This window comes from Nocardia sp. NPDC059236, assembly GCF_042754085.1.
GTDB lineage: Bacteria > Actinomycetota > Actinomycetes > Mycobacteriales > Mycobacteriaceae > Nocardia.
This window is the reverse complement of the sequence record NZ_JBHZAF010000009.1, coordinates 277,842-300,109: the sequence shown is the minus strand read 5'-3', so window position 1 is coordinate 300,109 and position 22,268 is coordinate 277,842. Positions and strand designations below refer to the sequence as shown.

The 22,268-nt window shown below is 69.5% G+C and carries 17 protein-coding genes and 2 pseudogenes; 8 read left to right on the top strand and 11 right to left on the bottom strand.

Features of this window, described 5'->3' with window-relative positions:
• The first annotated feature begins 41 nt into the window (after positions 1-41).
• Positions 42-842, top strand: coding sequence for a DUF2127 domain-containing protein (locus tag ACFXIV_RS24975; protein ID WP_379400149.1), 801 nt, complete (start codon positions 42-44; stop codon positions 840-842).
• Positions 843-969: 127 nt separating this feature from the next.
• Here the strand turns inward: ACFXIV_RS24975 and ACFXIV_RS24970 are convergent, their stop codons facing one another.
• Positions 970-3,045, bottom strand: a complete 2,076-nt coding sequence (locus ACFXIV_RS24970; RefSeq protein WP_379400150.1) for an alkyl/aryl-sulfatase — start codon at positions 3,043-3,045, stop codon at positions 970-972.
• Positions 3,046-3,248: 203 nt separating this feature from the next.
• On the opposite strand from ACFXIV_RS24970, the gene ACFXIV_RS24965 reads away from it, so the two are divergent.
• Complete coding sequence (locus ACFXIV_RS24965) at positions 3,249-3,842, top strand: TetR/AcrR family transcriptional regulator (RefSeq protein WP_379400151.1); 594 nt, start codon at positions 3,249-3,251, stop codon at positions 3,840-3,842.
• A 234-nt stretch (positions 3,843-4,076) separates the two neighbouring features.
• Here the strand turns inward: ACFXIV_RS24965 and ACFXIV_RS24960 are convergent, their stop codons facing one another.
• From ACFXIV_RS24960 to ACFXIV_RS24945, 4 genes and pseudogenes are all read right to left on the bottom strand, one after another.
• Positions 4,077-5,978, bottom strand: coding sequence for an alkyl/aryl-sulfatase (locus ACFXIV_RS24960; RefSeq protein WP_379400152.1), 1,902 nt, complete (start codon positions 5,976-5,978; stop codon positions 4,077-4,079).
• On the bottom strand, positions 5,975-6,346 hold the full coding sequence (locus tag ACFXIV_RS24955) for a DUF202 domain-containing protein (protein ID WP_379400153.1): 372 nt from the start codon (positions 6,344-6,346) through the stop codon (positions 5,975-5,977). Before ACFXIV_RS24955 ends, ACFXIV_RS24960 begins: the two co-directional genes overlap by 4 nt.
• The gene (locus ACFXIV_RS24950) at positions 6,343-6,711 is read right to left on the bottom strand and encodes a YidH family protein (RefSeq protein WP_379400154.1); all 369 of its coding nucleotides are present in this window, start codon (positions 6,709-6,711) and stop codon (positions 6,343-6,345) included. Before ACFXIV_RS24950 ends, ACFXIV_RS24955 begins: the two co-directional genes overlap by 4 nt.
• Before the next feature lie 134 nt (positions 6,712-6,845).
• Positions 6,846-6,950 (bottom strand): annotated as a pseudogene (locus ACFXIV_RS24945) (acyl-CoA dehydrogenase family protein); the annotation flags it as partial.
• An 11-nt stretch (positions 6,951-6,961) separates the two neighbouring features.
• Between ACFXIV_RS24945 and ACFXIV_RS24940 the strand changes: the two are divergent.
• A pseudogene (locus ACFXIV_RS24940) lies at positions 6,962-7,087 on the top strand (hypothetical protein); the annotation flags it as partial.
• Between the two features lies 1 nt (position 7,088).
• Here the strand turns inward: ACFXIV_RS24940 and ACFXIV_RS24935 are convergent.
• Positions 7,089-7,730, bottom strand: a complete 642-nt coding sequence (locus ACFXIV_RS24935) for a response regulator (RefSeq protein ID WP_379400155.1) — start codon at positions 7,728-7,730, stop codon at positions 7,089-7,091.
• Positions 7,727-8,902: a sensor histidine kinase gene (locus ACFXIV_RS24930; RefSeq protein WP_379400156.1), complete on the bottom strand. Its 1,176-nt coding sequence runs from the start codon at positions 8,900-8,902 to the stop codon at positions 7,727-7,729. Before ACFXIV_RS24930 ends, ACFXIV_RS24935 begins: the two co-directional genes overlap by 4 nt.
• A gap of 233 nt (positions 8,903-9,135) precedes the next feature.
• On the opposite strand from ACFXIV_RS24930, the gene ACFXIV_RS24925 reads away from it, so the two are divergent.
• The 5 genes from ACFXIV_RS24925 (at position 9,136) to ACFXIV_RS24905 (ending at position 18,782) form a co-directional block, all read left to right on the top strand.
• Positions 9,136-9,708, top strand: a complete 573-nt coding sequence (locus ACFXIV_RS24925; protein ID WP_379400157.1) for a heme-binding protein — start codon at positions 9,136-9,138, stop codon at positions 9,706-9,708.
• 198 nt (positions 9,709-9,906) lie between these two features.
• Entirely contained in the window at positions 9,907-11,457 is a 1,551-nt protein-coding gene (locus ACFXIV_RS24920) for a TIGR02677 family protein (RefSeq protein WP_379400240.1), read from the top strand.
• Positions 11,457-12,896 (top strand): TIGR02678 family protein, encoded by a 1,440-nt coding sequence (locus tag ACFXIV_RS24915; protein ID WP_379400158.1) that lies wholly within the window; start codon positions 11,457-11,459, stop codon positions 12,894-12,896. Before ACFXIV_RS24920 ends, ACFXIV_RS24915 begins: the two co-directional genes overlap by 1 nt.
• Positions 12,896-17,248 (top strand): TIGR02680 family protein, encoded by a 4,353-nt coding sequence (locus ACFXIV_RS24910; protein ID WP_379400160.1) that lies wholly within the window; start codon positions 12,896-12,898, stop codon positions 17,246-17,248. Before ACFXIV_RS24915 ends, ACFXIV_RS24910 begins: the two co-directional genes overlap by 1 nt.
• A 340-nt stretch (positions 17,249-17,588) precedes the next feature.
• Positions 17,589-18,782, top strand: a complete 1,194-nt coding sequence (locus tag ACFXIV_RS24905; protein ID WP_379400161.1) for a hypothetical protein — start codon at positions 17,589-17,591, stop codon at positions 18,780-18,782.
• A 183-nt stretch (positions 18,783-18,965) separates the two neighbouring features.
• On the opposite strand, the gene ACFXIV_RS24900 is transcribed toward ACFXIV_RS24905, so the two are convergent.
• The 4 genes from ACFXIV_RS24900 to ACFXIV_RS24885 all read right to left on the bottom strand — a co-directional run bounded on the left by ACFXIV_RS24900 (position 18,966) and on the right by ACFXIV_RS24885 (position 22,125).
• Positions 18,966-19,238: a hypothetical protein gene (locus tag ACFXIV_RS24900; protein ID WP_379400162.1), complete on the bottom strand. Its 273-nt coding sequence runs from the start codon at positions 19,236-19,238 to the stop codon at positions 18,966-18,968.
• Positions 19,239-19,449: 211 nt separating this feature from the next.
• Positions 19,450-20,847, bottom strand: coding sequence for a metallophosphoesterase family protein (locus tag ACFXIV_RS24895; protein ID WP_379400163.1), 1,398 nt, complete (start codon positions 20,845-20,847; stop codon positions 19,450-19,452).
• Between the two features lie 126 nt (positions 20,848-20,973).
• Positions 20,974-21,444, bottom strand: a complete 471-nt coding sequence (cynS, locus tag ACFXIV_RS24890) for a cyanase (protein ID WP_364618095.1) — start codon at positions 21,442-21,444, stop codon at positions 20,974-20,976.
• A gap of 72 nt (positions 21,445-21,516) precedes the next feature.
• Positions 21,517-22,125, bottom strand: a complete 609-nt coding sequence (locus ACFXIV_RS24885) for a carbonic anhydrase (RefSeq protein ID WP_379400164.1) — start codon at positions 22,123-22,125, stop codon at positions 21,517-21,519.
• Between the last annotated feature and the right edge of the window lie 143 nt (positions 22,126-22,268).

Here is a 22,268-nt window from a genome sequence, read left to right as displayed (position 1 = left end):
GAGACACCCTCGGCGCGCGCCCACCGGTTACGCTCACGCGCATGGACTTCAGTCTGTGGACCTGCGCTGCCCGAGGGCATGAGACCTACGCTCCCACCGAGCCCGAGCTCGCGGCACGCCTCCACGTCGCCACCCCGGCGGGTGAATCCTGGCGCTGCCTGCGTTGCGGGGATTTCGTGCCGGGCGAGCCGCGCCGCACCGGTCCCGCCGACGACGCGCCCGAGGTGCCGCGCGGCCGGCTGCTGCGCGACCGCCTGATCATGCGGCTGCTGGCCGCCGAGCGCGTCATCCGCGGCATCGTGTTCATTCTGCTGGGCGCGGGTGTGCTGAAGCTGCGCGGCTCCCGCGAGCACTGGAAGTCCAACTGGAACAAGGATCTTCCGCTGATCCGGCAGCTGGCCGACCAGATCGGTTTCAACCCGGACCATTCCAAGATCATCCGGGGCATCGACAAGGCCTTCACGCTCTCGCCGAACGTGCTGATCTGGATCGCGGTCGGCCTGTTCGCCTATGCCGCCATCGAACTCATCGAGGCGGTGGGCCTGTGGCTGGTCAAGCGGTGGGGTGAATACTTCGCGGTCATCGCCACCTCCATCTTCCTGCCGCTGGAGATCTATGAGCTCACCGAGAAGGTCACCGTGCTGCGGGCCGGGGCGCTGCTGGTGAATGTCGCCGCGGTGATCTGGCTGCTGTGGAGCAAGCGGCTGTTCGGCCTCAACGGCGGGGCCGCCAAGTATCACGCGGAGCATCACTCCGAGAGCCTGATGACCGTCGAACGCGCCGCCGTCGCAGCGCAAGCCGAGCAGCGTACCGAGCGCATCGTCACCCAGCGCGCACCGTGACCGCGCGCGGCCCGGTCACTCGGGCACGCCGAGACCGACGCTGTAACCCCCACATCTATTCATGTGTGTCGCGGCGTGACGCCCCCGGTAACTCCCGTCACGCTGCGGCATTCCACCGCGCGGAGTACTACGGGGTGACGATGTTGAAGTTCGGGTCGGGCTTGTCCATGACGTCCTTCAACTGCTTCAGCTTGGCCGGGTCGCCGCTGACCTTGATCGTGCCGGCCTGGATCTCCTTCACGATGTCCTTGGTTCCGGTCATGGTGGCGATCAGCTCCAGCCGGGACAGGGTGAAGGTGGCGTCCGGGGCCGGACCCTTGAAGTCGGCGGGGATCACGTAGTGGATGAGCACGCCGTTGCGTAGCTCGGTGCGGTAGGTCCGGTTCTGGTCGGTAATGATCCAGTCGTTGACCAGGTGCAGGTCCCACGCCTTGGGGCCGTTGATCAGGAACGCCGCGGAGTCGAAGACCTGGTCCACGCTCAGGGCGCTGATCATGCCGGCGGAGTTGGCCTTGGTCGGGGTGCCGAAGGTGCCGTTGCGCAGCTCGTAGGCGCCGGAGAGGAAGAAATTGCGCCAGGTGGCGTTCTCCGAGCCGTAGCCGAGCTGCTCGAACGCGCTGGCCTGCAGCATCTTCGCCTTCTCATTGTCCGGGTCGGCGAAGATCAGGTAGTTGAGAACCTGGACGCACCAGCGGTAGTCGCCGTCGGAGTAGGCCTTGCGTGCCACCTTCAACGCCCCGCTCGCACCGCCCATGGCGTCCACGTGCCGCTTGCCGGAATCGACCGGCGGGTGCTCCCACAGGTGCGCCGGGTTGCCGTCGAACCAGCCCATGTAGCGCTGGTAGATGGCCTTCACATCGTGGCTGACCGATCCGTAGTAGCCGTGGTTGTACCACTTGCTCTCGATGGCCGGCGGCATCTGGATCATCTCGGCGATCTCGATGCCGGTGTAGCCCTGGTTCAGCATGCGCAGGGTCTGGTCGTGCAGGTAGGCGTAGGTATCCCGTTGCAGCGACAGCCATTCGGTGACCTTGTCCGCTTCCCACATGGGCCAGTGGTGCGAGGCGAAGGCGACGTCGTACTTGTCGGAGAACATGGTGATGGTCTCGGTCAGGTACTGCGACCACACGTGCGCGTCGCGAACCAGCGCGCCGCGCAGGGTGACCAGGTTGTGCAGGGTGTGGGTGGCGTTCTCCGCCATGCACATCGCACGGAAGTCGGGGAAGTAGAAGTTCATCTCCGACGGCGCCTCGGTGCCCGGGGTGATCTGGAAGACGACCTTGATCCCGTCGATGGTCTCTTCCTGGCCGGTGTGGGTGACGTCCCTGTTCGGCGGGATCAGGCTCACGGTGCCGACCGAGGTGGTCATGCCCAGGCCCGCGCCGACCTGGCCCTTCGCACCACGCGGCAGCGCCGCGCCGTACATGTAGGCCGAGCGGCGGGCCATGGCGGTGCCGGCGAAGACGTTCTCCTCGACCGCGTGCTCCACGAAGCCCTGCGGCGCGATCACCGGAATCCGGCCCGAGGCAGCGTCTTCCAGGCTGATGACACCCAGCGCGCCGCCGAAGTGGTCGACGTGGGAGTGGGTGTAGATCATGCCGGTCACCGGCTTCTGACCGCGGTGTGCGAAGTACAGGTCCATGCCGGCCTTGGCGGTCTCGGTCGAGATCAGCGGGTCGATGACGATGATGCCGGTTCTGCCCTCGATGATCGTCATGTTCGACAGGTCGAGACCGCGGATCTGGTAGATGCCGGGAACCACTTCGTAGAGGCCCTGTTTCACCACCAGCTGCGACTGCCGCCACAGCGAGGGGTGCACAGAGTTGGGGCAGGTGCCCTGGATGAATCCGTAGGAATCGTTGTCCCACACCACCTTTCCAGTGGCGTCCTGCACCACGTCCGGCTCGAGCTTGGCGATGAAGCCCTTGTCGGTGTCGGTGAAGTCCTGCTTGTCGGCGAAGGGCAATGCGGATTGCGCCCGATGCTGCTGGTCGACGATGTGGCCGCTCGGATCGACCGGATCCTTGCTGGTCCGCTCGGCGGCGGAACCGTTGTCGCCGTTGCTGTCACACCCCGCGACCGCGGCTCCGACACCGGCGGCCACCAGTGCGGCCGCGCCCACCCCGAACACCCCCCGCCGCGACACCGTGAAGCCGCCCGGCTTGCGGTCGTCGCCGTTGTTCGTGAGGTCCGCGTCGGTCATCAGCGCTCCTGTCTCCATGCGGTCGGTGTGCCGGACAGCAGGAGTAGCCGATCATTCGCTGTCGTTCTGCTGTCGCCGCCACAGTACATCACTATTGCAGTGTTGCTGCAATATGATGGCCGTGTGACACCACCCATGACCCCGCGAGCCCTCCGCCGGACCTGCGTGCACGCGCTGCGGCCAGATGTGATCGGATTCTCGTCATGAGCGAGGGCAAAGGCGACGGCCCACGGCGGCGGCGCAACCCGGAACAGACCCGCAGGGCGATCATCGAGGGCCTGCTGTCGGCGGTCCACGACGGTGAGTTCGACCCCACCACCCGCAGCATCGCCGAGCGCGCCGGGGTGTCGGAACGCAGTATCTTCGTGCACTTCCCGACCCGGACAGCGCTGATCACCGCGGCGGTGGATCAGCAGTCCGAGCAGGTCGAGGCGCTGCTGGCCGAGATCGACCCGGAACTGCCACTGGCCCAGCGCATCGAGGCGGTGGTGCGCCAGAGCGAGGCCATCTTCACGCTGCAGCGCGAGCCCCGGGTGCTCGGGCTCATCGAATCCCTACGCACCCCGGCGGTGGACACCCGGATGCGGTTGACCGACAAGCGGATTCGGGACGCGCTGACCCGCGCCTTCGCGCCGGAACTGGACTACGCCGAGGGCGAGCAGCTGCTCGATCTCGTCGACGCCACCGTGGGCTGGCCGTACCGCCACCATCTGATGGACCGGCGCGGTCTGTCCAAACGCGCCGCCTCCGAGGCGGTCGGCCGCGCGCTCACCGCCATGCTCACCCTCGAACGCTGAACCGGCCGAGCACCGTTGGCGACCGCCGTGCCGGCCACGGACCCCCGCCGCACCCGTCGCGGGTGACTCGGGGGTCCGGAATTCAGCAAACCTTCATGCGTTGCCGCTACGTTGCCGATGACGGCTGATGGCGGGCCGTCCGCTTCGGCGCAGGAGGACCGATGCGTACCGCGGGACAGCCCACAAAGCAGTGGGTCCGGCCGGTTTCGCGGCCGGACCCACTCGTGTCCGCTGCTACGGGGTCACGATGTCGAAGTCCGGGTCGGGCTGGTCGAAGAGGCCCACCAGTTTGGCGAAGGCCTGGACATCACCGTCGATCCTGAGCCGTCCGGCCTGCACGGCCGCCTGCAGGTCCTCGCCCGCGAGCAGCACGCCGATCAGGGTGGGCCGGGTCAGGGTGAAGGCGACGTCGGGGGCCGGCAGCTTGTCACCGTCGCGGCGATCCCAGTGCAACAGCACGCCGTTGCGCAGCTGCAGCCGGACGGTGCGGTTCGCGTCGGTGAAAACCCAGTCGCTGGTGGCCTTTTCGTGCCAGGCCTTGGGGCCGTCGAGCCGCAGCGCCATGCCGTCGAAAACCTGGTCCACGGTGAGCGCCGCCATCATGGACGGCGAGCTGGCCTTGGTCGGCGTACCGAACTTGCCGTTGCGGAGCTCGTAGGCGCCCGAGAGGAAGAAATTGCGCCACGGGCCGTTCTCCGCACCGAAGGCGAGCTGTTCGAAGGCGTCGGCCTGCAGCGCCTTGGCGGCCTGGTTGGACGGGTCGGCGAAGATCACGTAGTTGACCGCCTGCACGACCCACCGGTAGTCGCCCTCGTCGAAGGACTTGCGCGCCTTGCGCAGCACCTCGTCCGCGCCGCCCATGAACTCCACGTGCCGCTTGGCCCCCTCGACCGGCGGGTGCTCCCACAGGTGGGCCGGATTGCCGTCGAACCAGCCCATGTACCGCTGATAGATGGCCTTCACATTGTGGCTGACCGACCCGTAGTAGCCGTGTGCGGCCCACGAATCGAGCAGCGTCGGAGGCATTTCCATCATCTCGGCGATCTCGCTGCCCACGTAGCCCTGGTTGAGCCGGCGCAGGGTCTGGTCGTGCAGGTAGGCGTACAGGTCGCGCTGCAACTCCAGGTACTCGACCAGCCGCTCGGTGCCCCAGGTGGGCCAGTGGTGCGAGGCGAAGACGACGTCGCTCTCGCGGCCGAACAGGTTGATCGACTCGGTGAGGTAGGTGGACCACACGTGCGGGTCACGCACCAGCGCACCGCGCAGCGTCAGCAGGTTGTGCAGCGTGTGGGTCGCGTTCTCCGCCATGCAGAGTGCGCGGAAGCCCGGGAAGTGGAAGTTCATCTCCGACGGCGCCTCGGTGCCGGGGGTGATCTGGAAGACGATGCGCACGCCGTCGATCGTCTGCTCCTGCCCGGTGTGGGTGATGTCGAGGGTCGGAGCGATCAACGTGACGCCGCCTGTCGAGGTGGTCTGCCCCAGCCCCGCACCGACCTGGCCCTTCGGACCGCGCGGCAGCGCCGCGCCGTACATGTAGGCCGCGCGCCGGGCCATGGCGGTGCCCGCGTAGACGTTCTCGGCGACAGCGTGTTCGAGGAATCCGGCCGGCGCCACCACCGGCACCCGCCCGGACTCGGCGTCCTCCACGGTCATCACACCCATCGCACCGCCGAAATGATCGACGTGCGAATGGGTGTAGATCATGCCCGTCACCGGCTTCCGGCCGCGATGCGCGAAATACAGCTCCATGCCCGCCTTCGCTGTCTCGGCCGAGATCAACGGGTCGATGACGATGACACCGGTGTCGCCCTCGATGATCGTCATATTCGACAGATCCAGGCCGCGGATCTGGTAGATGCCCGGAACCACCTCGTACAGGCCCTGTTTCACCACCAGGCCCGACTGCCGCCACAGCGACGGGTGCACCGAGTTGGGGCAGGAGCCCTGCAGGAAGCTGTAGGAGTCGTCGTCCCAGACCACAGTCCCCTTGTCGTCCCTGACGATTCCGGGTTCCAGCTTGGCGATGAACCCGCGGTCGGCGTCCTGCTGGTCGGCGGTGTTGTCGAACGGAAGCTCTTTCAGGGCACGCTGGTTCTGCTCGATGATGAACTTGCTCGGTTCGGTGACCGCACTCACTGTCCGCCTCCTGTAACTGCCGGGATCTCCGACGTCGATGGGATCGAAAAGGCTTGCCGCTTACCGGGATCGGTGAGACCGATGACGAGCGCCACCCCGCACACCACCAGCACCGCGACCGTCGCGACGACGATGACCCGCTGCCCGTGCGCCCAGTGCCCGTGGTGCAGCGAGTTGTTACGCAGGAAGCTGAGCCCCACGACGAACATGAGTCCGACCGCCGCGAGGGCGGGCGCGATGGCCGCCGGATGCCAGCCGCTGGTCGCCGCATGATTGACGAACAGCACCCCGGTCCCCATCGCGGCGATCGCGGTGCGCCGCCAGGCCAGCGCGGTGCGCTCGGCGGGATAGGTGGGCGGCGCGGTCACGGCCACACCGTCGCGATCGCCGCGAAGACGGAGACGATCGCGATGCCGCCCGCGAGAATCGGGACGAGCATCGTGTTCCCCAGCGGCTCACCGCGCACCATCCGGTCCTGCACATCGCGCCAGTGCGTGTACGCGCCGGCGGCCAGCACGACCGCGAGCACGATGCAGCTGAGCGAGAGCAGCCGCCGCACCCCGGCGTGATGGAACGGCTGCACCAGCGTGTGCACCGCGACACCGGCGGCCAGCAGGCCGAGCGCGGTGCGGATCCACGCGAGAAAGGTTCGTTCGTTCGCCAGGGTGAACCGGTAGTCGAGCTCCGGGTGTTCCGTGTCGCCGCTGTCCTGGGGTTGGTTCTCCACTGTCACCACCTGTCCGGTGTCGCGATCGCGGTCCGACTACAGCAAATGATCAGTAAGGGCGATCATTCCACGAATCGGCGACGGGGTTCGATACCCGACACACCACGGGCACGACAACTGACGCATGCCCCGCAGTCTGACCTGCGCTGCTTGGCGTAGGCGATCGACCGGTCGATGCAGTATTGCGCCGCACCGAGGCTGGACGCGGCCTGCCGGAGCCGATTCTCGTTGAAGAAATGCTCGATTGGACCAGTCGTTCGAGCACATCTACCGGCATCACCGGCGTTATCGAATCACCGAGGGCAGCGAGGAGATTCAGATGCGGCGCGTGGCCGGCTACCTCTTCGGTTTCATGCAGCAGGCTGCGCCCAGGGGGCTGTGATTCACTTCAGGAGCCGTTGCTCGTTCGCGACTGCGACTGCCGCGGCGCGATTGTCGACGCCCAGCTTGTCGTAGATTCGCCCCAGGTGCGTCTTCACGGTCGCCTCACTGACATGCAGCGCCCGGGCGATTTCCCGATTCCCCAGCCCCCGCGACAGCTGGCCGAGAATATCCAGTTCCCGGGCCGTCAACGCGGGCTGCGGGTTTCGCATGCGGTTGAGCACCCGGTCCGCGATGGGCGGGGACAGTGCCGTACGCCCTTGCGCGGCCGCGTGGATCGCCGCGAACAGCTCCTCGGGGCGTTCGGCCTTGAGCAGGTAGCCCGTCGCGCCGGCGGCGATGGCGCGGGTGATGTCGGCGTCGGTGTCGTAGGTGGTGAGCACCAGCACGTGCGGGGTCGCACCACCGCCCGCGGTGATGCGGCGGGTGGCCTCGATGCCGTCCATGTCGCCGCCGAGCTGGAGATCCATGAGCACGACGTCCGGCTGGAGACGCTCGGCGAGCGCGACCACCTCCGGGCCGCTGCCCGCTTCGCCGACGACGTCGATGTCGGGTGTGCTGCCCAACAGGGCGCGCAGGCCGGCGCGGACGACCACGTGGTCGTCGCAGATCACCAGGCGGACAGGGGTTTCGGCTTCGGTCACGACCGCTCCAGGGGGACTTCGGCGGAGACGACGGTGCCGTCTCCGGGCGCCGATTCAACAGTGAGGGTGCCGCCCAGCTGGCGCAGGCGGGCACGCATGGCGGGCAGGCCGTGGCCGCGGTCGGCGGTGGTGGCGGTCTCGGCGGGGTCGAAACCCCGTCCGTCGTCGGCGATATCGAGGACGAGCCGGTCACCGAGGTCGGTCAGGGTGATGGTGACCGCGGTCGCGGCCGCATGCTCGCGCGCATTCGCCAACGCCCCCTGCGCGATTCGCAGGACCGCCGCCTCCACGCCCGCGGGCAGTCCCACCGGCGCGCCCTCCACGTGGATGCGCACGCTGAGCGAGTCGCCGCTCTCCCGTTCGGCCATCGCCTCCAACGCCGCGACCAGCGACCCGCCCGCGGCCAGATCCGTGGGCGCGAGGTCGTGCACGAAGCGCCGCGCCTCGGCGAGGTTGTATTCCGCGACGGCTGCCGCGCTGCGCACGTGCTCGCGGGCCTGGTCCGGTTCGCTGTCCCAGATCCGATCGGCCGCCTGCAGCAGCATGCGCTGGCTCGAAAGTCCTTGGGCCAGCGTGTCGTGGATCTCCATGGCCAGACGCTGCCGTTCGGCGAGGGTGCCTTCGCGGCGTTCGGTGGCGGCGAGTTCCCGTCGGGTGGCGCGCAGGTCGTCGATGAGTGCGGCCTGCCGTTCGGTCTGGCGGATCAGGCCGACGAACAGCGCGGTGCTGAGGGCGGCGACGGCGGGCGGGGCCAGCAGCAGGTTGGGGTCGGCCCAGCCGGCGAGTTTCAGCTGAGCGAAGACGACCAGCGCGGTCAGCCCGGCGACCAGCGCGAGAGCGACACGCAGCGGGAGGATCCGCAGGCCGGTGTAGAGCAGCGGCACCGCGCACCAGGCGAAACTCGGTGCGAGGACGACCAATACCGCCCACGCGGTCACCAGCAGCGCGAACAGCAGCACACGACGGGAGGCGCGCAGTTCGCTCAGCACATAGAGCACGGCCAGTCCGAGCGAGAGTCCGATCACCCACGGCATGCGCGCACTGTCGGGGTGGCGCAGCACGAACCGCAGCATCGACGCGGCCAGCAGGACGTAGAAAGCGCTGTGCACGATGGTGCCCAGCAGCCGGGTGTCGTCACGGGGCTGCGCGCTCACCTGGTCCGGAGACGGCATGCGGGCACCTCCTCGGCGGCAGCGACGTGGGCAAACACCCAGTGGCATGGACAAACACCCTCATTCTGCCGTGCCCCACCCGCCTCCGGGGTCATCCGATCGGTTGATACGGGGATCAGCCGGACCGCGCGCGAATTCCTGGCCGCTGCGTCGATGTGCCCGGCCGGCCTGGACAGCAAGCTGGAATGCGAACAGAGCGAACAGCTTTCACCCGAGAATCCGTGGAGGACATCATGACCACCCCGCAGCAGTCCAGCTCCAACCGCAAGCGCCTCGTCATCGGCGGCGCGGCCGCGGCGATCGTGGCCGCCGGGGTGATCGGCGTGGTGTCGGTGAACGCGCAGGATCCGGACCCGGGCAGCAAGGCCCCGGTGGCGGCCGATGTCGCCAATGGCAACCTGCAGCAGAGCACCCATCTGACCATCGCCGCCGCCACCAGGGCCGCGCAGGCCGCGCTGGATGCCGCGGTGAAGGAGAACCAGCACGTGACAGTCGCCGTGGTGGATCGCGACGGCAATACCGTCGTCACGTTGCGCGGCGACGGCGCCGGGCCGCAGTCCTACTCGTCCGCGCAGCAGAAGGCATTCACCGCGGTCTCCTGGAACGCGCCGACCTCGCAGCTGGCCAAGCGCCTCGACAGTGCGCCGCATCTGGCCGACATCCAGGGCACCCTGTTCCTCGCGGGCGGCGCCCCGGTGGCCGCCAAGGGTGGCGCGCCGATCGCGGGCATCGGGGTCGCGGGTGCGCCGAGCGGTGATCAGGACGAGAAGTTCGCGCAGGCGGGCGTGGCCGCGCTCGGTAACTGACCGCCGATCGCGGACCTGGAATCGGCCACCGGGGGGGCCGGACCGGGCGCGCCGACACTCGGCACGATTCCGAACCGGTCGGGAGGGAGTACTAACCTTCTCCCGGTGACCGAGTCCGCTGACGGATTGCTGCCCGACCCGAGGGGGGTCGGGTCCGAGGAGATTCCAAGCGCGGAGAGGCGGAGCGACGCCGACCGGCTGCGTCTGTTCTCTTTCGCCACCGCCGAGAAACGGGCCGATTACCTGTGGGTGTTGCGGGCCTTCGACACCGCCCGCGCCGCCTACGTGGTGCTGTTGCACGCCTCCGACGTCGCCGACTCGCTCGATCGTTGCCCGGGTGCGCCCGCGCTGACCGCCACCGAGGTGGGTCCGCTGCTGGAGCAGCTGCACCAGTGGGGTGTGCTGGAACGCAGTTACGACGGGACCCGGGCGGCGACGCTGGCCGAGTATCGGAACCGGCATTTCGTCTATCAGTTCTCACGGGCGGGTTATCAGGCATATCGGGCGGTTTCGGATGTGCTGGAGGCGCGGCTCGACGAAGCCGCGCTCTCGCGGCTGGTGCTGCCGGAGCTGCTGGCGGATCTGCACACCCTCGCCGAGGCCAACAAGAGCGCGGACGCGCCGCGCGTCTACCGGGTGCTGAACCGGCTGGACCGGGCGCTGTCGGATCTGGCCGAGCGAGCGGCGCACTTCTATCTCACGCTCGGCGATCTGGTGCGGACCACCGAGGCCACCCCCGAAGCCTTCCTCGCGCACAAGGACGCGCTGCTGGCGCACATGCGCGAATTCTCCATGGACCTGGCGCGTTTCGCACCGCGGCTGGCCGCTGCCATTCGCGAGGTGGAGCACACCGGGGTCGAGGATCTCGTCGAACGCGCGGCCCGCTGCGACGAGCGGGTGCTGCTGAATACCGCTGAGCGCCAAGCGGATTGGCGGGCACGCTGGCAGGGGCTGCGGGGCTGGTTCATCAGTGACGACGAGGGCGGGCTCACCGAATGCGAGCGGCTGCGCGAAGCGACCATGAGCGCCATCGCGGCCGTGCTCTCGCTGCTGCGACGAGTCACCGAGACCCGTAAGGGCGGAGTCAGCCGGGAATCGGCGCTGCGACACCTCGCCGGATGGTTCACCGCCGCCCCGACCGCCGAGGCCGCGCACGCGCTGTACGACGCCGTCTTCGGATTGGGCCGTCCCCGCCATCTGGCCATGCAGCACCCGGACGCCGATGTGATTCCGGCCATCCGATCCTGGTGGGACGCACCACCTTTGGAGATCGCCCGCACCCTCGCCGAGACCGGGCGGCCGCCGACACCGGGTGCGCCCGCCCGGCTGCAACGCAATGACGCGGGGATTCGCCGCCTGCGCCAGGTACAGCTCGATGCCCAGCGCGCCCGCGCCGAGGCCGCACGCTCACTGGCCGCCGCCGACCTCTACGACCGGGAGCTGGACGAGGGCGAGACCGAGGTGCTGCTCAAGCTGCTCGACGCCGCGTCCACCGCGTGGGTGCCGGTGAGCGGGCGGGTACCGGGCACCTCCGGTTCCGACAACGGCGTGACACTCACCGTGTCCGAGCACGAGGGGTCCACGCTCGTCCGTACGTCCAAGGGCGTGCTGCACCTCAACAACCGGCGACTCGAGGTTCGCGAGACCGCTGCCCTGCGTGGTCGCAAATCCCCTGCCGCGCAGTCGAATCGGCCGGATCCGTCGGTCACGCCCGCAGGCGGGGCCGTCGGCGGCGGGGAGGCGGGCTGATGCACGCGCGAAGTATCGATTCGCTCGCGCTGGACAGTTATCAACGTGCGGCGCGGGTGATTCTGGCCAATCACCTGGTCACCCGCACTTATCCGGATCGCATTGCGCTGCCGCTGCTGCGGCGGTGGGCGACGGAGCTCCGCGAGGATCTGGCCGAGCTGTTCGGGTATCGGCTGGAGGTCACCGAGACCACGGCACGGCTGTTCCCGGTGCTCGATCGCCTCGACGCCGGGCGGCCCGCGCGGACCACCGGTGACCGGCTGTTCGATCGCCGCCGCTACGCCTATCTCGCCTTGGCCCTGGCCGCGCTGGGCCGGGCCGGGGATCAGATCACGTTGTCGGAGTTGGCCGATCAGGTGGCCGCCTACACCGAGCGGGTGGAGGGCCTCGAGCTCGCGCCGGATCGGGCCGCGGATCGCGATGCGTTCGTGGATGCGGTCGGCTGGCTGGCGGCGCGCGGCGCGGTCACCCTCGCCGACGGCGACGCCGGGGGCTGGGCGAGCGACCCGGAGGCCGGTGAGGCGCTCTACGACATCGACCGATCGGTGGTCTTCGCGCTGTTCCGGCCGCCGCGGGCGCTACAGCATCTCCAGAGCGTCACCGGACTGCTCGGCGAGGAGGCGGGCGGAGCCGATACCCGTTCCCCCGCACTGGCGTTGGCGGCACGCGAGGTCCGGCGGGCCCTGGTCGAGCAGCCCGTGGTCTACGCCGCCGAGCTCGACGAGCCGCAGCGCTCGCTGCTGGGGCAGGAGAAGCTGGTCGCCGAGGTCGAGTACCTCACCGGGCTGCGGGCCGAGCGGCGCGCGGAAGGCGTTGCGCTGATCGACAGTTCGGGGCGGCTGTCGGATGTGCGGTTCCCGGGCACGGGCACGCTCGCGCAGGTGGCGCTGCTGCTGGCGGGTGAGATCGCGGATCTGGTGCTGGACATCGACAATCCGGTCGAACGCCGGCCGCGGCCGGACCGTCCGCTGCTGGATCTGGTGGAGCAGCTCGACACCGCCATTCCGTCGAATACCGTGTTCGCTCCGCTCGCGGATCCGATGGATGTCTTCGGGCCGCACGAGGATTCGGACGTGGAAGCGGCCGAGCCCGAGATCCCCGACTTCCCGTTCCTCGAGTCGTCCTGGATCCGCGACACCGTGCAGATGCTGACCGACCGGTACGGCAACACCTTCGCCGCCCAGTGGCAGGCCGATGTGCCGGGCCTGACCGCCGAGACGGTCTCGCTGCTGGAGCGGCTGCGGCTGGTGGAGTTGGTCGACGGCGGCCTGCTCATCCTGCCCGCGCTGGCCCGGTACCGCGGCGCGATCGTCACCGTCCGCACCCGCGCCGAGACCGAATTGTTCATCTCCCCCACACAACTCGGCGCGAACGCCGTGCCTGCGGACAGCTCGACAGCGCCCGCGGACAGCTCGACAGAGAAGGGATCCGGGAACTGATGGCCGACCACATTCACGGTGGAGTGCGCTTCGTCCCCACCCGGGCGGGCATCATCAACCTGTGGGACTACCGCGACCAGGAGTTCTGCTTCGCCGACGGGCGGCTGGTGCTGCGCGGGCCCAACGGCTCGGGCAAGACCAAGGCCCTCGAGGTGCTGTTCCCGTTCGTGCTGGACGGGCGGATCGAGCCGCGGCGGCTCAATCCGTTCGCGGGTGAAGAGCGCACCATGAAGTCGAACCTGCTGTACCGCAAGCAGGAATCGGCCTACTCGTACGTGTGGATGGAGTTCGCGCGCGGCGGCTGGACCGAGCCGGAGACGGTGACCATCGGCATCGGCATGCGCGCCACCCGCTCCAACGACAAGGTGACCCGCTGGTATTTCGTCGCCGACGGCCGGGTGGGCGTGGACTTCTCGCTGCTGGGCCCCGACGACCGGCCGCTGACCCGCAAGCAGCTGGCCGAGCAGATCGGCTCCGACGCCATCGTGGACCGCCCGGTCGAGTACCGGGCGGCCATCGACGCCCGCATGTTCGGGCTCGGGCAGCAGCGCTACGACCAGCTCATCAATCTGATCCTGACGCTGCGCCGCCCGCAGCTGGCCAAGAACCTGGACCCGCGCGGCCTCTCGCAGGCGCTCACCGATGGTCTGCGCCCGCTGGACGAGCAGCTGATCCTGGACGCCGCCCGCTCCTTCAGCGATATGGAAGAGGTCGGGCGCACCCTCGAGGGCCTGATCCAGGCCGACACCGCGACCCGTGATTTCGTCAACGTCTACCGCAAATACCTTGCCGTGCAGGCGAAGACGGACATCGACCAGGTGCGGGTGCGCCTGGACGCGGTCACCCACTCCAGCACCGCCCTGCACGCGGCCGCCGCACTGCGCAAGCGCCGCGACACCGAGCGCGCGGCCGCCGAGACCCGCGCCGAGGACGCCGACCGCGCCTACGAGCAGGCCCTCGCCGACCGTGAAACCCTCCAGCGTTCCAGCGCCTACGAGGGCAAGCAGCAGCTCGACGATCTCGCCGGCGCCGTCCGCCGGCTGGAAACCTCCGCCGCCGTGCACAGCGACAAAGCCCTCAAGTCCCGTCAGACCGTGGACCAGCGGCTCGAGGAATCCGAACGCGCGCAGGCCGCCGTCACCAACGCCGCCTCCGCACTGTCCCGCGGCGAGGACGAACTCCGCGCTGCCGCAGAGGAAGCCGGCATCGGCTGGTCGGCCCTGCCCGAATCGGCCCGCGCCGAGCACCTCACCACCACCGTCCGCTCCCACGCCGAGGAGCGCGACGCCGACGTCCGCGCCGTCCGCCGCGCCCTCACCCTGGTCGACCAGGCCGTCACCGAACGCACCCGGGCCGAACGCGCAGCACAGCGCGCGGTGGAGCTGCGCGAATCCGCCGCCGCCGAACTGGCCGAGGCCGAAGCCGGAGTGGCCCTGGCCCGGTCGAACACCGCTGTGTCCCTGCGCGACTGGTGGGACACCCACCGCGACGTCTACGCGCCGATTCGCACCGGACTGTTCGAGGCGCTGGACGACGCGCTCGGGCAGGTCGGCACCGAGCACGCCCCGCGCCCGGAAAGCAGGGGCAGGAAAGGCGCCGAGTCCGGCGGCGACTCGGCCGACGCCTCCGACGACAGCTCCGCTCCGGCCACCCCGGCCGAAGTGCTCGCCGAACGCACCGAGCCGCTGACCGAGGAGATCCGGGCGCGGCGGCAGGAGGCGCGGGCGCGGGCGGCCCAGGCGACCGCACGGGCGGGCGAACTGCGCGCCGAGCGGGAGCGGGTCGCGGCCGAACGCGACGACGCGCCACCGGCTTTCGCCGCACGCACCGATGCGCGACCCGATCGGGGCGGTGCGCCGCTGTGGCGATTGGTGCGTTTCGCCGACGGCGTCGGTGCGCACGAGGCAGCCGGCATCGAGGCTGCGCTACAGGCCGCCAACCTGCTCGACGCCTGGGTGTGCGCGGATGCCGAACTGCCGGACCATGCTTCGGACCAGTTCCTGACGCCGCTGCCGCAGCAGTTGCGCCCCACCGGCCGCACGCTCGCCGATGTGCTTGTCGCCGAGGATGATTCGGACACGCTGACCGTGCCGCGCCAGATCGTCTCCGGCATTCTGGCGTCCATCGCGCTGCACGAGGTCGCCGGGTCGGTCACGGCCGGCGGCGCGGATGGCAAGGGGCGCACTGTCACCGGGGCCGAGACACAGCCCGTCGACGCGGAGGGGCAGCTCACCATCGCCACCGACGGCCGGTTCCGGCAAGGGGTGCAGGTTGGCCGGCACGTCAAATCCGACGCCGAGTTCATCGGCACCACCGCCCGCGCCCGCCGGCGCGAGTTGCGGCTCGCTGAGCTGGCCGCTGCCATCGAAACGGCTGTGGGCGAGGCCGATACCGCCGAAGCCGACGAACAGGCCGCCACCGCGGAGCTGGGGCGGATTTCGGCGGCGGCCAAGGCGCTGCCGCGGACCACGGCGGTCACCGCCGCGCTGCGGAGCGTCGCCGAGGCAGCGGGCATGCTGCGCTCGCGCTCGGAGGCGGCGGGCCAGGCCGAGCGGGATCTGGATCAGGCCGTGGCGGAATACACCAACGCGGACAAGAAGGTTCGGGCCATCGCGGCCGATCATCGCGCGCCGCGCGATCCTGCCGAGTTGGATGCGCTGGCAGCAGCTGTCCGCCATTTCGAGAACGCCGGGACGGCGCTGCTGCGCTTGCGCGGTGATCATCAACGTGAGCACGAGCGGGCCCGGGAGGCCGGGGACCGGCTCGAGGAATCCAAGGACCTGGCCGAGGCATTCGTGGAGGAGGCCGAGGCCGCGCGCGCCGGGTACGAGGAGCAGCTGCGCAAACTGGAGACGCTGCGTGAGGCGCTCGGCGCGGGCGCCGCGGATATCGATCGCGAGCTGGACGCGGCCCGGGAGAAGATCGAGGCGGCGCGCGCGGAGCAGAAGGCCGCCCGCAAGGCCGCGGCCGAGGCCATCGAGGCGGTGGGCACCGCCGAGGGCGCGCATCGCGCCGCCCACGACACATTGGGCACCGCCCTCACCGAATTGCTCGCCGACGTCCGTCATCTGGCTCCGTACGCGCGCCCGGATCTGCTGAGCCTGCTGGGCGCCCCCGCCGACAGCCGCTGGCCCAGCAGCGATGCCGCATGGTCGACGCCGGAGCAGCTGCTGTACCGGATCGAGAACGGCGATCCGGAGCAGGAGCCCACGGTGCTGCCCGCCGAGGTGTCCGCCCTGTTCGAGAATCTCGCCGCCGCAACCGCTTCGGTGCGCGCCGGCGAGGCGGCCCGCAAGTCGACCCGCAGCGCGGTCACCACCGCCCTGCAGGAGTTCGACGCCGCGCTCACCGCCGCCCGCCAGGACTACCGCCTGCACTGGGATGCCGCCGACGGCCTCACCGTGGTGCAGGTGCACGACGACCACGGCCTGTCCGCGCTGGCCGATTTCGCCGAGCGCATCGGCGCGGCCCGCCGCGATCAGGAGCTGCTGCTCACCGACGCCGAGCGCCGCATCCTGGAGGACGCGCTACTGACCGGGCTGGCCCAGCAGATCCACGAACGCACCTGCGACGCCCGCGATCTCATCTCCCGCATGGGCGCGGAGATGAAGCAACGCCGCATGTCCTCCGGCAACACCATCGGCGTGCACTGGGTGCTGGCCGACAATCTCGCCGAGCCGGCTCGCGCGGTCTGCAAGCTCCTGGACCGCGACTCCGCCGAGCTCACCCCCGAGGACCTGTCCACCATCCGCGCCTATTTCGCCGCGGAGATCCGCACCGCGCGCGCCGCCTACCCGGAGCGCTCGTTCCCCGAGATCCTCGCGGCCACCCTCGATTACCGCACCTGGCGCGTCTTCTCCTTCACCATCGTCACCGCCGACGGCACCGAGGACCGCCTCACCGTCGCCCGGCACAGCGCCCTCTCCGGCGGCGAACAGTCGGTGTCCCTGCACCTTCCGCTCTTCGCCGCCGCCCACGTCATGCTCGATTCGGCCGACCCCCAGGCGCCCCGCCTGCTGGCCCTGGACGAGGCCTTCGCCGGTGTCGACGACAACGGCCGCAGCGAACTGCTCGGCCTGTCCGTCCAATTCGATCTCGACCTCTTCATGACCGGCTACGACCTCTGGATCACCTACCCCCACGTCCCCGCCTGTGCCCACTACGATCTGGCCCACTCCGCCGCCGAGAACACCGTCAGCGCAACCCTGCTGGTCTGGGACTCCGACGATCTCCTGGCCGAACACGACGGCACCGACCTCACCACCGCCCTCGGCTCCCCCAACCGCCGCCGCCTCCCCCACGGCCTGGAGGGCGCGATTCCGATGGACGAGGAACTCGAGACGATCAGCTGATCCCCGAGCCCCGCGCCGAATCTCCCACCGTCCGCCCGTCTTTCGATCCTTCGCCCACGCAGCTTCGCCCACGCGGGTTGCGGTTCCTGCGCGATGCCACCGGGTCCTATATGGTGGTGCCCGAACTTCGGTCGGCAACCCCTCTGGACAGCCGATCGGACGACGTCTTCGTACTGCCCTGACTCCCACTCAATTCCGCGTGTCGCAGCGCGGCGCGCCGTAAGGATTGGACCATCGGCAAATCAACAGTTTCGCGGTTGGGCGTGTATCGACTAGAAATGTTCTCCGTGCCTACCGGAATCACCTGTCAGCCATCGGGACTCCCTGGATGGGGGACCAATTGACGATCGAACATCCGCGCGAGGACGAGGTCACCCAGCTGGCGCAACGGGTCGAGAAGGCCCGGGGACGGCTGGCATACCAATACGATCCCGCTCTCACCGACGTGCTGTCGGAGACCGAGCTCGTCGCCGAGCGTGAGCTAGCCGAGCGCATCCGCGAGCAGGAGCGGTCGCAGCGCTGGAAACAGGCCGAGGCCGCGGCATCAGCGGCCGATCGGGCCCGACAGACCACCGTAGAGATTGAGAAGGCCGACATTCGCGACTTGCTGCTGGCGCGCAAGGCGATCGCCGCTCAGCGGCGGGAATCGAGCCCGCACGCCAAACTGGCGTCCCTGTACAAGCATCGGGCATGGAGTCAGCGCGCGCTGGCCGGCGTGGTCGCGGCCGGCATGCTCTGGTCCGCGGTCAACGTGCAGCACAACATCGCCCCGGGCGGGGCGAGCGATCCGCTGTACTGGTTCAGCTACCTGCTCGAAGGCATGATCAGCGTCTGCCTCGTGATCATCATGATCGGCACCAACAAGGTCGCCGAGTGGGGTGTGATCGACAGCCGCCGGCAGGTCGTGGTGGCCGAGATGGCGCTGCTGGGCCTGACCGTCATGCTCAACACCTACCCGTACCTGAAGAACGGCAGCTGGTATGAGGTGGCCGTGCACGCCATCGCACCGGTGATGATCGGTGTGGCGCTGCTGATCCACAATGCCGCGGCCGGTCGGTACGGTCTGGCCATCGTGCGTGCCACGGACCAGATCCGGGATCTGCCGGACCCGGGCGAACAAATCCGCCGCTCCATGCCCACCGTCGTCTCCTGGCCCGGCCGCCCTTCTCCCTCGGCGGTGCCGACTCCCACCCCGGCCCTTCCCGCGGCTCCCGCTGAGCCCGAGAAGACCGTCGATGCCGAAGCCCAGGTGGTCGAGCCGCGACCTGCCCGGGCCGAAAGCCAGTCGGACACCGCGAAACCCGCCGACAAGGAGCGCCGCTCCGCCACCGGCAAGAGCCGCAAGACCGAAGAAGAGGACGACCGTTCCCCGCTCGCCGATCTGGCCGATCCGGTCCCGCCGCTGAATGTCTATGACACCGGCCAGTTCCGGATCGCCGAGACCCTCGAGCAGGAACTCGCCGAACTGCAGGCCGCCCGCCGCCGCGCCCGCGCCGCGTCGCGCTCCCGCAACGGCAGCTCCCTCGACGACTGACACCCTTCGCGCCGAATCGGCCGCCGCTGCACCAGCTTCGGCCGATCCGCCCGCCAGCACCCCGGTGACCCGCAGCCAGCGGCACCGGGGTGGCGTCATTTTCCGGGTGGCGCAATCGGTCTCGCGGTGATCGTCGCGGCCGGGAGCGACCGGTCGGATCGCCGGGTCTGGTACCGAACCGAGTCAGTGAGCGCCCGGGCGGGCGGTATCGGCGGGCACCACTACGGCAGAGCGTGGCTGGGCCGGGGTGCCTGCGTGCTGGAGGTAGCCGAGCCAGCCGGTGCCGACGAAGACGGCCAGCAGTACCGCGGTGGGCAGTTCGAAAATCAGCCAGCCGGTAGCGAATACGACTTCTCGGGCAGGGTGGGCGGGGCGCTGGGTGACGCGAACGGGTGGGCGCTGGTGCTGGAGTGTGCCGTGATTCGTACGGTACTGCCTGCCCTGCCTGCCCACCATGCCTCCGTTGCTAGAGAAGTGCCGAACCCAGGATGCCGAACCCGCGGTACGCGCACAGCGGTGAACGAAGGGACATCGCGATATCCGATCGGGCCTGGGTAGGTCATCCAGGTGGGGCGGCGCGCACTCGCATCAGGCAGTATGCCGAACAGCACAGGAATTGTGGGCGTATTGACCGGACCTGCCGGTGCGTCAACCGGTGTGTCGCTGGTCAACTCGCCGAGGGTTCCGCGCACAGGCCGGAGAAATCACGCCGGACGACATGATTGCGATCGACAAAACTGCCCAGCGCGTGATCGGGGTGCATGCCCAGGTACTGGCTGCGGGTGCGCGTGCTCCAGCGCCGCGCCGCCTCGGACCGGGTCTTGCAGAAGTTCACCATGTAGCCGCCCTCGTAGACCCGCACCAGGGTGTACCCGCCCGGATACTCCTTGACCGCGCCCACCTCGAGGAATTCCACGCCGATCCCGGAATCGGGGCGGCTCAGCCGATTCCGGTGCGTGTGGCCGCTGTGGTGCAGGAACACCCCGGGCGCGGTGGCGTAGAGGGCATGCAGCGCGGCCGCGTTGAACCTATCCAGCACGAAGCCGGGCCCGCCCGGATTGCTCACCGCCGCATGCCTGGTCACCGGGTGGTGACCGAAGATCAGTGTCGGCCGGTCGGGTTCGCCGCGCAGCAGTTCGCGCAGGTGGGCCAGCTGCGCCGGGTCGAGGGTGCCGCCGGCGCCGCGCGCCCGGGTGGTGTCGAGGCCGATGAGCCGCAGGCCGCCCACGAAGTATTCGACGAGCTGGTCCCGGGCATGGAACACCTGACCCCAGTGGTCGGTCTCCTCCGGTGGCCGGACATCGTGATTTCCCCTGCACACGAAGTAATCCCGGCCCAGATGGCCCCACTCGTCCAGACTGTCGCGGACTCCGCGCGACTGCTCGGCCGTTCCCGAATCGGTCAGATCGCCCGCGACCACCAGATGGTCCGCCCCGCGATCCGGGAGGCGCAGATCCTCCAGCATGGCCTGCAGCATGAACTCCGGATACTCGTCGGTACTGTGCCGAAGACCTTCGAAGAATCCCGCGAACAGTCCACTGGCCGGTTCGCCGTAGTGCAGGTCGTTGGCCAGGGCGACGGTCCGCAGCAGCCGCCCCGGCGGTGGCGTCAAGGTGGTGAAAATGCCGGTGGATTCCGGTGTTCCGGACCGTCGCGTCACCAGCGTCCGGGCGGGCACCGCGCGCTGCCCGTCGGAGTACGCCTCGAATCGATAGGCGCGCCCCGGTTCCAGATCCCGGACCTCGGCGTAGTGGTACGCCGTTCGCATGCCCTCGAAGACCAGGACACGGGGCACACCGCGCCCGTCGGCGGGAGCGATGCGCAGCTCGGTGTCGGCGGGCGCGGGCCGCAGCCGCCCCGCCCGGTTCCGCGTCCGCGTCGTCCAGGTGATGACGACCGAATGATCCGTCACCGTCACGACTTCCAGATCCGAGGCCACCACGGCCTCGCGCTGCGCCCGCCGCGCCTGGGCGGCGAACACCGGGCGCGGCGTGCGCACGGCGACGGCCGCCGCCCCGCTCGCCGCATTGGCCAGCCACATGGTCCGAAGTCGCGGTTCCAGCATCACATCTCCGTCCGCCGTGGTCCCTCAGCCGCGACGGTACGGTCACCAGTTGAACCGCCAGGTGCCCGGACATGACCGATCAGCTTCCGGTTCCGGACATTCAGGTCATCTCCGGGCGGCCGGGCCTCAGAACGGCTTGGTCGGCAGGTACTTTCCGTCCAGCGTGATGACCGCGCGCTCGCCCCCCTCCGGATCGGCGACCTTCTTGACGTCGAGCTTGAAGTTGATGGCGGAGATGATGCCGTCCCCGAACTGCTCGTGCACCAGGGCCTTCAGCGTGGTGCCGTAGACCTGCAGCATCTCGTAGAAGCGGTAGATGGTCGGATCGGTCGGCACGCCACCGGGAATCGAGCCGCGCAGCGGGATGGTCTGCAGCAGCCGGGCGGCGTCGTCGTCGAGCTCGAGCAGTTCGGCCACCGCGAGCGCGGACTTCTCCGGCAGCGGGTGCTGGCCCAGCACCGCGGCGGTGACGAAGGCGACCGACAGGCCGGCCGCGTCGGCGATCTGCTGCCAGGTCAGGTCCTTGGCGATCTTGGCGGCGACGGCGGCATCGGCCAGCGCCTCACGGGCGGTCGGATCGAACTGTGCGTGCACCATGGCGGTGCCTCCTTTCGGGAGACCGTTTCGCGGACGCGAAATCGGGGGTCGGAATTCGGTGAGAACGGGGAATCAGGCGGCGAGAGTGCTGAACTCGCCCCCGGCACCGAGCGCCTCGACGCGGCCGGTGCCGATGTCGTACACCCAGCCGTGCAGGGTGAGGGTCCGCCGGGACAGCGCCCGGGCCACCGCGGGATGGGTGGCGAGGTTGGCCAGCTGTGCTACCACATTGTGGCGAACCAGCGCGGATACCGCTGCGGCACCGGTGATGTCGGGGTCGACCAGCGCCCGGGCGGCGTCGGCGTGCGCCAGCCAGCCCGCGACCGCGGGCAGCGTCGACAGGTCCTGCCCCTCGGACAGCGCGGTCATGGCGCCGCAGGCGGAGTGCCCGCACACCACGATGTCGGTGACGCCGAGGACACCCACCGCGTACTCGATGCTCGCCACCACACCGTCCGCCGCGCCCGGGGTGTGCGGCGGCACCAGATTGCCGGCGGTGCGGATGACGAAGAGTTCCCCGGCCTCGGCAGAGGTGATCAGTTCCGGCACCACGCGGGCATCGGAGCACCCGATGAACAGCGCGCCCGGCCGGTGGTCACCGGCGAGGCGGGCGAACAGCCCGGCCTTGGCGGGGAAGACATCGCGCTGAAACCGCCCGAGACCGGCTGCGAGGTTCGGCATGGGAACTCCTCTCCGAGGGTCGACGACCCATGTGGGCCGACCTGCTCCACCTTGCCTGAGCTGTAGCTATAGTGTCCAAGACTTGATATCGATCCTGCCGATTACTGCAATCTATAGCTGGCCGCGACATCCGAACTGCGTCG

Excerpts from the sequence above, each read along its gene's own strand:
- ACFXIV_RS24975 (WP_379400149.1), top strand. The coding sequence starts at position 42 with ATGGACTTCAGTCTGTGGACCTGCGCTGCCCGAGGGCATGAGACCTAC.
- ACFXIV_RS24970 (WP_379400150.1), bottom strand. The coding sequence starts at position 3,045 with ATGACCGACGCGGACCTCACGAACAACGGCGACGACCGCAAGCCGGGC.
- ACFXIV_RS24965 (WP_379400151.1), top strand. The coding sequence starts at position 3,249 with ATGAGCGAGGGCAAAGGCGACGGCCCACGGCGGCGGCGCAACCCGGAA.
- ACFXIV_RS24930 (WP_379400156.1), bottom strand. The coding sequence starts at position 8,902 with ATGCCGTCTCCGGACCAGGTGAGCGCGCAGCCCCGTGACGACACCCGG.
- ACFXIV_RS24925 (WP_379400157.1), top strand. The coding sequence starts at position 9,136 with ATGACCACCCCGCAGCAGTCCAGCTCCAACCGCAAGCGCCTCGTCATC.
- ACFXIV_RS24915 (WP_379400158.1), top strand. The coding sequence starts at position 11,457 with ATGCACGCGCGAAGTATCGATTCGCTCGCGCTGGACAGTTATCAACGT.
- ACFXIV_RS24910 (WP_379400160.1), top strand. The coding sequence starts at position 12,896 with ATGGCCGACCACATTCACGGTGGAGTGCGCTTCGTCCCCACCCGGGCG.
- ACFXIV_RS24900 (WP_379400162.1), bottom strand. The coding sequence starts at position 19,238 with ATGGTGGGCAGGCAGGGCAGGCAGTACCGTACGAATCACGGCACACTC.
- ACFXIV_RS24895 (WP_379400163.1), bottom strand. The coding sequence starts at position 20,847 with ATGCTGGAACCGCGACTTCGGACCATGTGGCTGGCCAATGCGGCGAGC.
- cynS (WP_364618095.1), bottom strand. The coding sequence starts at position 21,444 with ATGGTGCACGCACAGTTCGATCCGACCGCCCGTGAGGCGCTGGCCGAT.
- ACFXIV_RS24885 (WP_379400164.1), bottom strand. The coding sequence starts at position 22,125 with ATGCCGAACCTCGCAGCCGGTCTCGGGCGGTTTCAGCGCGATGTCTTC.